Source organism: Bacteroides sp. (assembly GCA_036351255.1).
Taxonomy (GTDB): Bacteria; Bacteroidota; Bacteroidia; order Bacteroidales; family UBA7960; genus UBA7960.
Genome location: JAZBOS010000125.1, coordinates 1 through 10,674, shown reverse-complemented (window position 1 = coordinate 10,674; position 10,674 = coordinate 1). Strand labels below are relative to the sequence as shown.

The 10,674-nt window shown below is 47.4% G+C and carries 9 protein-coding genes; 1 reads left to right on the top strand and 8 read right to left on the bottom strand.

The genetic code is table 11. The features are described 5' to 3' along the window. Positions 1–571: 571 nt before the first annotated feature. The 8 genes from cydB to htpG all read right to left on the bottom strand — a co-directional run bounded on the left by cydB (position 572) and on the right by htpG (position 10,243). Positions 572–1,705, bottom strand: coding sequence for a cytochrome d ubiquinol oxidase subunit II (gene cydB, locus V2I46_12255; GenBank protein ID MEE4178268.1), 1,134 nt, complete (start codon positions 1,703–1,705; stop codon positions 572–574). Continuing rightward, positions 1,698–3,254 carry a cytochrome ubiquinol oxidase subunit I gene (locus V2I46_12250; protein ID MEE4178267.1) on the bottom strand — a complete coding sequence of 519 codons (1,557 nt, stop codon included), beginning with the start codon at positions 3,252–3,254 and terminating at the stop codon, positions 1,698–1,700. Before V2I46_12250 ends, cydB begins: the two co-directional genes overlap by 8 nt. A gap of 392 nt (positions 3,255–3,646) precedes the next feature. After that, positions 3,647–5,005: a 1-acyl-sn-glycerol-3-phosphate acyltransferase gene (locus V2I46_12245; GenBank protein MEE4178266.1), complete on the bottom strand. Its 1,359-nt coding sequence runs from the start codon at positions 5,003–5,005 to the stop codon at positions 3,647–3,649. Continuing rightward, positions 5,002–5,955, bottom strand: coding sequence for a bile acid:sodium symporter family protein (locus V2I46_12240; protein ID MEE4178265.1), 954 nt, complete (start codon positions 5,953–5,955; stop codon positions 5,002–5,004). The genes V2I46_12245 and V2I46_12240 overlap by 4 nt, the downstream gene beginning before the upstream one ends. A 121-nt stretch (positions 5,956–6,076) precedes the next feature. Continuing rightward, positions 6,077–6,913, bottom strand: coding sequence for a TPM domain-containing protein (locus V2I46_12235; protein MEE4178264.1), 837 nt, complete (start codon positions 6,911–6,913; stop codon positions 6,077–6,079). Positions 6,914–6,921: 8 nt separating this feature from the next. Continuing rightward, a complete protein-coding gene (locus V2I46_12230) occupies positions 6,922–7,365 on the bottom strand; it encodes a TPM domain-containing protein (GenBank protein ID MEE4178263.1) in 444 nt (147 codons plus the stop codon). Positions 7,366–7,367: 2 nt separating this feature from the next. Beyond that, complete coding sequence (locus V2I46_12225; protein ID MEE4178262.1) at positions 7,368–7,958, bottom strand: LemA family protein; 591 nt, start codon at positions 7,956–7,958, stop codon at positions 7,368–7,370. 407 nt (positions 7,959–8,365) lie between these two features. Then, a complete protein-coding gene (gene htpG / locus V2I46_12220; protein MEE4178261.1) occupies positions 8,366–10,243 on the bottom strand; it encodes a molecular chaperone HtpG in 1,878 nt (625 codons plus the stop codon). Between the two features lie 224 nt (positions 10,244–10,467). Here htpG and V2I46_12215 point away from each other — a divergent pair. Continuing rightward, a partial coding sequence (locus V2I46_12215; protein ID MEE4178260.1) for a PadR family transcriptional regulator occupies positions 10,468–10,674 on the top strand: 207 nt, incomplete at its 3' end.

Genomic DNA, 10,674 nt, shown 5'->3' with positions numbered 1-10,674 from the left:
CTGGTTCGTTAATCAACCCTAAAGCTAATCAACGGGTATTTTTTTGCGCTACTTTTTTGGCTTTCCCAATTTCTCAAAGATCGTTGCCCCTACATTTGGGGAGTGCAAAGGTAAAAAACATTTTTTTCTCAGCAAGCAATTTTTTTCAAAAAATTTTCAGAAAATAATTTCAAGCTGACTTTCAGAACGTTAATCTACACTTTATACGCAACTTTTTAAAACTGGTTTCAACCAGGAAATTCAATTTCGTCAATTGCGGACCGCAAAGATACAAACTTTTTCCGGGATTTGAAGCTTTTTTAAAAAAGAATTCTTTCCTTGTCCGTTACTTTTCTCCCGTACCCTGACAGCAGTCCAATTCATCAAAAAAAATCCTGCCGGCATAAGCACCGGCAGGATCATGGTATTTCCCCTGAAAATCAGGACCCCTAAACTTCGCCTTCCTTTTCCGGGAGGTTCCTTTCAAAAACCCTGACCATAAATTTGCTGAGCCGGTAGCCCACATAGATCAGAATTGGCCAGGTCAATAACCAAATTATGGATGATAAATGTGTCATCATGTTGCCTTTCTTTAATAAATGTGATGTTCTCCGCCTTTCATATCCTGGTCGTCAATCTTATTCCGGTCAATGGCCCGCCAGGTAAAAAAGATATAGGTCGCTACCACCGGCACAAACAGTGAAATATAGGTCATGGCCGTAAGCGTATAACGGCTGGAGGAAGCATTCTCAATGGTCAGTGAGCTCTGCAAGTCAAAACTTGAGGGATAAAAACAGGTATTATTGTATCCCAGGACAAAGAAAAGAGACAAAACGGTCAGGAAAGTTCCCGGGCCGGTAAACCAGATCCCTTTGCGACTTTCCTTAAACCAGGTAATGCCAATGCCATAAAGCACCAGAACCACTCCTGCAAGGAAAAGGATCAAGGCAACGGGCATTTCCAGGTAATTGTGCAGGTATTTATAGGGCTCAAGGAATACCTCCTTGGTGGCAGGATCATAGGCGTATCCTTCCATTAAAAGGACCCGGATCACGAAATAAAGGAAGAAGACCAGGAAAACGATGGCATTCAGTCCAACCTGCCTGCGAGCCCTTGCCTGGATAACTTCCGAATTGACATTATTCAATATATATAGGGCTCCCAGTGTCCTTGCAAGGAACAGCAGGGCAAGACCCAGTGCCAGGTTCTGGGGATTGAAAAGGATCTCCAGCCCATGCAGCGAGGTTTGCCAATAGGAAAGGTTATATTCACTGCGGTAAAATTCACTCCCAGTAAAGAAAGTAGCCACGGCAGCGCCCAGCAGGAAGACCCCCAGGAATCCATTCACGTATAAGAATCCTTCATAGGTTTTTTGCCCCAGCAGGTTCCCCTGCTTGCGCCTGAATTCAAACGAAATAGCCTGCAACACGAAACAGATCAGGAAAATCTTCCAGGCATAGTATGCCCCGCCGAAAGTGGTGGCATAGAACAGAGGAAAGGATGCAAACATCCCAGCTGCAAACACCACCAAGGTCGTAAATGTAAATTCCCATTTACGGCCAATGGAGTTGATCACCATGGTCCGTTCATCATCGGTTTTTCCAAGGGTGCCGATAAGGGTTTGCCCACCCTGCACAAACAGCAGGAAGACCAGCGTGGAGGCCACCACTGACATGATGAACCACCAATACTGCTGCAGTTGTAAATGGGTCAATGAATCAAACATTTTCTCCTCCTTTCTTCTGTTTATCCGGTCCGTGTTTGATGGCTGTCACCATGATCTTGTACTCGGCAAGCACCAGTATGGTCAATAAAACAGCAAACATGATAAAGGTCAGAATCACTGCATTTGCATTGATATTTGAAGTCGACATCATAGTTGGCAACAAGCCTTGTATGGTCCAGGGCTGCCGTCCAACCTCTGCTACAATCCACCCAGCCATCGATGCCAGGAATGCCAGTGGGAGTGAAAAGATGCTCACCCACAGGAGCCAGCGGTTTTCCTCCAGCTTATTCACAACCGTAAGATAAAGGATCAGCAGGAACAAGGCAATAAAAGCAAACCCCAGGATGACCATGATGCGGAAACTGTAAAAAATAAAGGGCACATTGGGGATAATGCCATCAGGGTCAAACATGTGCCCGTATCCCATATAATAATAATTTTCTTCAAAAACCGCCCGGGCTTCCTGGGCCGTAGTTTCGTCATCCAGTGCAATGGCTTCTTTATATTCTGCCAGGGCAGTCAGGGCCATTTTACCCCGCCTGATCTTCTCTTCGGCCGACATAATGTTCTGCTCCGCATTGCCAAGCACCAAGTCTTCGGCACCGGGAACAAAGGCATCGGCATTCCGGTATCCCAGCACAGACAACAACTTCGGGATTTCTATCTTAAACAGGAAAGCATTCTGACCATCGCCGATTTCTTTTCCAGGCCTGAGCATCCCAATGGCTACCAGGCCAGCGCCTTCCTCGCCCTGGTAAAGCCCTTCCATAGCTGCCAGTTTGGCAGGCTGCTTCTGGGCCACCCAATAAGCCGAGCCATCGCCTGTGGTGGCCAGAAAAATACTCGAGATCAATCCAAAAGTGGCAGCCACCACGATGCTGCGCTTGGCCAGCAAAAGGTTCCGGCCCTTCAAAACATACCAGCTGCTTACAGCCACTATGAAAAAGGACGAAATGACAAAACCCGAGGTAATGGTATGCAGAAACTTGTTGATGGCATAGGGCGAAAACAATACCGTCCAGAAATCGACCATCTCGTGTCGGGCATTTTCAAGATTAAATACCATTCCCACCGGATAGTTCATCCAGGCGTTGGCCACCAGGATCCACAGGGCCGACAGGCTCGCGCCGAAGGCCACGAGGTAAACCGACATCAGGTGAAATTTCTTGCTGACCTTCCCCCATCCGAAAAACATGACCGCAACAAAAGTGGATTCAAGAAAAAAGGCCAGGATGCCCTCTGCCGCCAGGGGAGCCCCGAAAATATCGCCTGAGATCCACGAATAATTGGCCCAGTTGGTGCCAAACTCCAGTCCGAGGATAATCCCTGTGCCAACCCCAATGGCGAAATTAATGCCAAAGAGCTTGGCCCAGAATTTTGCAATGCGCTCCCACTCCTTGTCGCCGGTCCTGACGTGTATCGTCTGCGCATAGGCAATGATATAGGTCATTCCCAACGTCAGTGGAATAAAAAGCCAATGGTAAAAGGCCACCAGGGCAAATTGCCCCCTCGACCAGTTTACCAGGGCCATGTCAATGTTTTCAATCATTGTGCTGTGGATTTATGTGTTGTGGTTAAATCTCGAAATACCTGTTCCGACTGTTGTTGTTCATTTTCATATTGGGGTTCAAGATACCTGGGATATAAATAATTTTTCAGTAAGCCGAAAAAAACCAGGAACTTGATCAGGACAATCAACAAAAGGATTTTGGCAAGCCGCGAAGAACGGATCATCTGAAATCCGGAAACAAATAGGACAGCTATCGAATTGAGCACACTTCTCACGCTTCTACCACTATTTACAGGCTATACAAAAGACCCAAAGGGTCGCTTTAACTTGAATGACCCAAATTTAATAAATCCTTTTTTCAAATTAGCCGGGAATGGAAGGGATGTCTTATTTAGAAGCATTTTAATTAAGGTTCATCCTGACTTAATAGTTCAAGCCATCCTATCCTTTAACACTTCAAAAATCTCACCGTAAACTAGCTTGATCTTGGTAAGTTTTACAGGGCTGAACCATTTCAGGCGTAAAAGCCGCACATATTGCCAGGTTTTTCTGAAATACCCCACCCAAATACGGGCAGCAAAAGCACTCAAGGGTAGGGAGATCAAATAGGCCAGGCTCCAGAGGAAGCTACCGAAAACAGCCCATACTAAAAGGGCCTGAAGCAAATGGAACAGCGGACAAACCGCCAGTCCAAGGACAAATTTTACGGAACTGTGAAACTGCCTGTCTTTAAATTTTCGCAAAAGCATTTTCACGCTCCCATAAAACAGGATGTTATTAACCAGGCCGTAAAGGAAAACCGGAAAGGTGATCAGCAACCAGACAAGGGAAGCCAAAACCCCGGAAACGTTTTTAGGCGGAAGCTGGAAGAACTCCCATTTTAAACTGGAAGCCTTTAAAAGTTCGAGCAGATGCTGGACCTTTAAACGAAAATCCTTCATCCCTTCGGGCTTGTCTTCAAGGTCATGCTCCAGGGCACCGATCAATTCTTTCTGGAACTGAAACCTCTTCTGCTGATTGATCCTTTTTTCACCCCGGTCTTTTAATAAAGGCGCAGCAAAAATCTCGGCAGCACAATAAATGGAATCATAATATTCGGGGTCACGAATATCCATTGAAAGCTCCGTCAACTGTTCGCCGATGGCATCGCGCAGAAGCAAAAGACTTTTTTGTGGATTTTCGAAGTAAGAATCTTCAAAGTCCTTCACGGTAATGGGTTTCCCAAACCTGACATGCACGATGGCGCGCATGTTTTCGTAATTGCTGTAATATATTCCAGCCGGCAATACCCGCAAGTCCAGGCTAAACTGGTTCTTTTCCTCGGCCAGAAAAGCCAGGCGGGGGATTCCTTTTTTAAGGGGCAAAAGTCTCCGCTGGCCGGAATGGGCCGCTTCCGGAAAAATCCCTACCGAACGTTTGTTTTCGAGCACCTCAACAGCAATGTTAAAAGAGGCGTCATTATTGCCCAGGTTTTCCTTCCCGTCACGAATGCGATAGACGGGTATGATCTTCATCCACGAAAACAAGTCGCGCAAGAGCTTCACCCGGAAAATGTCGGCCCGGGCAAGAAAAACAGTCTGCAAGCCCGAAGCATAAAGGACTACCAGGGGGTCCATCAGGGCATTCTGATGGTTGGGGGCAAAGATCAGTGGCTGTTGGGTGGGAATGTTCTCTTTTCCCTCAACCACAATTTTCCGGTAAAACAAGCGCATCAGGAAAAAGACATACTGCGACAGCAGCCACCATTTCCATGAGTTCCGGAATAAATGCCTTTTCTTTTTTAGGTTCATAGGTGTTTGTATGGTACCCTTTGCCAGTAAGTGGCGATGGTCAGGCCAGCAAGAATATGCCAGATACCCCACCAGGCAGTAACAATGGCCATCCCCCCTAGTGCCAGGTGTTGCGGAAATATCGCAGGATTGAAGATCAGCACCAACCCAAGGGCACTGTTCTGGATTCCTGTTTCAATGGCGATGGTGCGACGATTCTGTGAATTGAGTTTCAAGGCCGAGGCAAAGCTAAAACCGGTTGAAATGGCAAGGGCATTGTGAAGTAAAACAATGAGCAGGATCCAGGCAATATGTTTCAGAAAATGATCGTAATTATTGGCAAACAAAATGGCCAGCATCCCGATAAAGAAAATGACAGAAAAGATCCGGATGGGCTTCTTTACTTTTTCGGTAAACCTGGGCAAAAAATGATTGGTGAGCATCCCCACAAGAATGGGAACCCCCAGCAAAATGAAAACGATTTTAAACATTTCCACCGGATCAATTTTCAGTTCCTGTAAGAGGGCATTGTCGGCCCAGGGCCCCAACTGGCTATAGAGGCTCCCCAAAATATAAAAGTTAAGGGGGGTCATTACGATGGCCGAAATGGTGGCAATGGCCGTCAGACTCACTGAAAGGGCCGGGTTTCCCTTGGCAAGGGTTGAAATAAAGTTAGAAACATTCCCTCCCGGGCAGGAAGCCACCAGGATCATACCCATGGCTACACCCACGGTCATATTTTTCCAGAAGGCCATGATGAGCAGGAAAGTGGCCAGGGGAAGCAGAATAAACTGGGAAACCACACCAACGATGACAGGCTTGGGCCTTTTCAACAGGTCAACAAAGTGACTTACCTTGATCTCAAGCGCCACGCCAAACATAATGATGGCAATGGTAATGTTGAGAATAAAAAGTCCGCCGTCTGTAAAGTTCAGCACGGTGGAGTCCATTTTTTGCAGGGCTTCAAACATATGTTAATGATTTGAAGCAAATATACAAATACTTTAATAAGTTGGACTAATTTCTTAATATTCGGCAAAAAATTATTACATAAACCACCTGACAGCCAGCACAGACCGCCCTGCCAAAGCATTACCAGGAACCGCCTGCACCACCCCCGCCGAAGCGTCCGCCACCGAAACCACCAAAGCCGCCGCCAACGCCACCCCCAAAACTACCGCCGCCAAAAGTACCGCGTCCTCCGCTGAAATCACCCCAGGAGCCCTTGCTGCTCTGGCTGCCACTGCTTAACAGCCAAAGCCAGGTCCAAACCGGGATTCCTTTTCCGGGATTGTAATGGTCGTTGCGCTTGCGCGAAATCAGGATGAAGATCAACAGGAGGAGCAGGAAAAATACCAATGCAGCAACACCCGAAGGCTCACCCGACTGGTTGTATTCTTCTGCCGGAAACTCTCCGGCAGCCAGTTGCATCAGCACCGTGGTGGCCTGATCGAGCCCTTCGTAATAGCGTCCTTCGCGAAAATGAGGAAGTATCTCCCTGTCAATGATCCGGCGGGCGGTAATGTCAGGAATTACCCCTTCCAGACCATACCCAACGGTGATGTGCATCTTGCCTTGCTGCCGGTCCTCAGATGGGTTGACCAGAATCAACACCCCGTTCTCCTTGCCGGCTTGCCCTACCCCCCAGGCCTCAGCAAGCTGATCGGCATAAACGGCAGGTTCTATCCCTTCCAGATCATCAACGGTCACTACGGCAATCTGGGTGCCGTGTACGGCGGCATATTCGGCCAGCTTCATCTCCAGCGACATCCGCTGCCCGCCGTTCAGCAAGCCCGAAAAATCTGTCACCAGGCTGGGCGGATCGGGTGCCGGGGGAAGTGCCGCTGCAAAGGTCCATGAGATCAGCAATAACAACCCGAACAAGGCATGCCTGATAATATGATGTGAAAATGTCTTCAGTGTTTTCATAAAATGCTTTATTGACCAAACGAGATCTCGTCTGTCAGTTCATTCTCATCATCCTTCTGCCAGGGGAAATGGGCCTTGAGCTCCTGCCCTGCCCGTTCAATGGCAGCAATGAGCCCACTGGCAAAAGCCCCCTCCCGAAACCGATCAAGCATCAGTGCTTTGATCGACTCCCAAAAATCTTCAGGGACCTTCTGGTTGATGCCAGCATCGCCCAGGATAGCAAATTTTTTGGGTTCCACAGCCAGGTAGAACAATACCCCGTTGCGTTCCCTGGTTTCATTCATCTTCAGCCTGGCAAATACGGTGGCTGCCCGGTCGAGCACATCATCCTTACATTCCCGGTCAATATGCACCCTTACCTCGCCCGAGGTCTCCAGCTCAGCCCTGGCAATGGCCTGCATAATGGCCTTTTCCTCTTCCCGGCTAAAAAAGTTACGCGCTGTTTTTCCCATCGCTAAAATTCAACAACAGGCGCTGTTTCTGCTCCTTCAACAGCCTCAAACTGGGGCTTGCGGTCAAAGCCAAAGATGTTTGCGTAGATGTTGCGCGGAAACTGCCTTATATTTGTATTGTAATCCCTGACCACCTCGGCATACTTGCGCCTTTCGTTGGCAATGCGGTTTTCAGTGCCCTCCAGTTGGGTCTGAAGCTCCAGGAAGTTCTGATTGGCTTTCAGGTCAGGATAGCGTTCAACCACAACCATCAGGCGGCTCAGGGCCGATGACAGTCCTTCCTGTACCTGCTGAAACTGGGCCAGGGCTTCAGGAGTAATGTTGGTCGGGTCAACAGTTACTGAGGTAGCCTTAGAACGGGCTTCAATGACCGCTTCCAGGGTCTCACGCTCGTGCTCGGCATAACCTTTAACGGTGTTCACCAGGTTAGGGATCAGGTCGGCACGGCGCTGATACACATTTTCTACCTGGGCCCACTGTCCTTCAACACCCTCCTCAAGCATTACCATATTATTATAGGCTCCCTTGATGCTTCCATAAAGGAGCAGGGCAAGCACTACGACCACCCCAATGATGATCACGTTCTTTGAGATCTTTGAATTTGCCATCCGGAAAAAATTTTTAGTTAATATGCAAAGTTAAGCTGAAAGCGTAAATGGGGAGGGATTCCAATGAAAAAATTTAAATAAAGCCCTGCCAACGTCCAATACATCTTCAGGTTTTTCAAAAGCGGGTAAAGAATATAATAACACACCATTGGGAGAAATTTTCTCCAGGATCTCTTTCTTTTTAAGCTCATACCACGCTCATAGTTAATACGGAGTTTATACGGTTTAAACCGTATAAACTCCGTATTAACTATTTGAATGGTCTGATTTTACTGGGGGTTTAGCATCAGCAAAAAGTAAAAAAAACACCCGCGAAGAGGCTTTGCCAGACTCCGCGGGTACTAATTCAGGATAAGTTTCCTGAAAGGAAAAAGCCGGATGGCTTATTGAAATTATATCAGCTCGACGCTGCGTTTGATGAATGCTGTCAATTTTTCACCCTTGAGCAAATTGCGTGACAGCAGTGCAAGGTCGATGGCCTGTCGGATGTATTTATCGCGGCTGGGCTCATCCTTTTCCTCAGCGATTTTGTAAACAAAGGGATGGTTGCTGTTCACCACCAGCATATAGCTGTCGGGAAGCTGGCCCATATAGTTCATTCCGCCAAGCATCGACATATCCTTCATCCGGCGCATAAATTCGGGCTGGGTAATGATCATGGGCGGTTCGGTTTCGCTCAGGTTTTCGAACGATACATTGAAGTTTTTATCATCCACCTGCTTTTCAATCAGTGGCAAAAGCGTTTCCTTCTGCTTGTCCGAGAGTTTGGAAGGCAGTGTATCCTCCTTGCTGATGAGTTTATCAATCACATCCGAGTCGACCCTGACAAAGGAGGTTCCTTCAAGTTCCGACTCCAGCAGGTTCACAAAGTGGCTGTCGATGGGTGTATCCATCACCAGCACATCGTAACCCCGCTCTTTGGCCAGATCGATAAAACTGTGCTGGTCTTCGGGATGGGTGGCATAGAGATGGACCACCTTCTTGTCCTTATCGGTCTGATTGGTCTTGATGTGGTTCTGGTATTCTTCAATGGTAAAGAACTTGTTGTCGACGTTCTTCAGCAGGCAGAACTTTTTGGCACGTTCCCTGAATTTGTCATCAGAGATCATCCCGTATTCAATAAAAATCTTGATGTCGTCCCACTTGGCTTCGAAATCCTCGCGGTTATTTTTGAAGAGTTCTTCCAGCTTGTCGGCCACTTTTTTAGAAATATGGCTGCTGATCTTCTTCACGTTACTGTCGCTCTGCAGGAAGCTGCGCGAGACGTTCAGCGGAATATCGGGCGAATCGATCACCCCGTGCAAAAGGGTCAGGAAGTCGGGCACGATGCCTTCCACCGAATCGGTGACAAACACCTGGTTGCTGTACAATTGTATCTTGTCGCGCTGGACCTCAAAGTTTTGCTTCACTTTGGGGAAATACAGGATGCCTGTCAGGTTAAAGGGGTAATCCACATTCAGGTGAATACTGAACAGGGGCTCTTCAAAACTCATCGGGTAGAGTTCCCGGTAAAAATTCTTGTAATCTTCCTCTTTCAGATCGGCAGGCTTCTGTGTCCAGGCCGGTTTGGTGTTGTTGATGATGCGGGGCTCTTCGACCGTCACATCCTTTTCCTTGCCTTTATCGTCTTTCTCCTGGATGGTTTTCTTTTCTGTACCGAAAACGATCTCTACCGGCAGGAACTTGCAGTATTTCTTTAGCAAACCAAGCACGCGGCCTTCTTCCAGAAACTCCAGCGAATCATCGGCAATATGCAATACGATGTCAGTTCCCCGTTCGGCTTTTTCGGTCTCTTCCAGGATAAACTCAGGGTTTCCGTCGCATTCCCAGCGAACAGGTTTAGCGTCATCCTGGTATGAGCGCGTGAAGATCTCTACTTTTTTGGCCACCATAAAGGAAGAATAAAAACCCAGGCCAAAATGGCCGATGATGACCCCTTTGTCTTCCTGCTTTTTGTATTTTTCGATCCACTCTTCGGCGCTGCTGAAGGCAATCTGATTGATGTATTTGCTGACCTCTTCGGCTGTCATCCCAATCCCCTTGTCACTCACGGTGAGGGTTTTGGCCTTTGCATCGATCTTCACTTCAATGCGGGTATCCCCAAGGTCGCCCCTGATCTCACCCACAGAGGAGAGCGTCCTGAGCTTTTGAGTGGCATCAACGGCATTGGATACCAGCTCGCGCAGAAAGATCTCGTGATCGGAATAAAGAAATTTTTTGATGATGGGAAAAATGTTCTCTGTCTGAACGTTTATCTTACCTTTTTGCATAACAAACAATGATTTGATTTTTGGCCTTACCCTCCCAAAGCCTGTGCCAAGCCTTGCCGACTGCCATTTTGACCGCCTTTGGAGAAAATGGACAAAAATTTTCACCCTCGTTTTATTTCACTGTTATTCAGTGTATTAAAAAATAATTTAAAATTTTTTAGTACTTTGTATTGCATAGTACTAAAATTTGATTTATCTTTGTCCCAACAAAAGAAATTGTAACCATGAACCTTGAAAACACAAAAGCTCAGATGCGCAAAGGGGTACTTGAATTTTGTATCCTTTCGCTGCTGTCGAATAAAGAAGCCTATGCTTCCGACCTGATCCAGGAAATGAAGGACTCGAAGCTGCTGGTGGTAGAAGGGACCATTTACCCTTTGCTGACCCGGCTGAAGAACGAGGGCCTGCTCTCTTACCGCTGGGAAGAATCG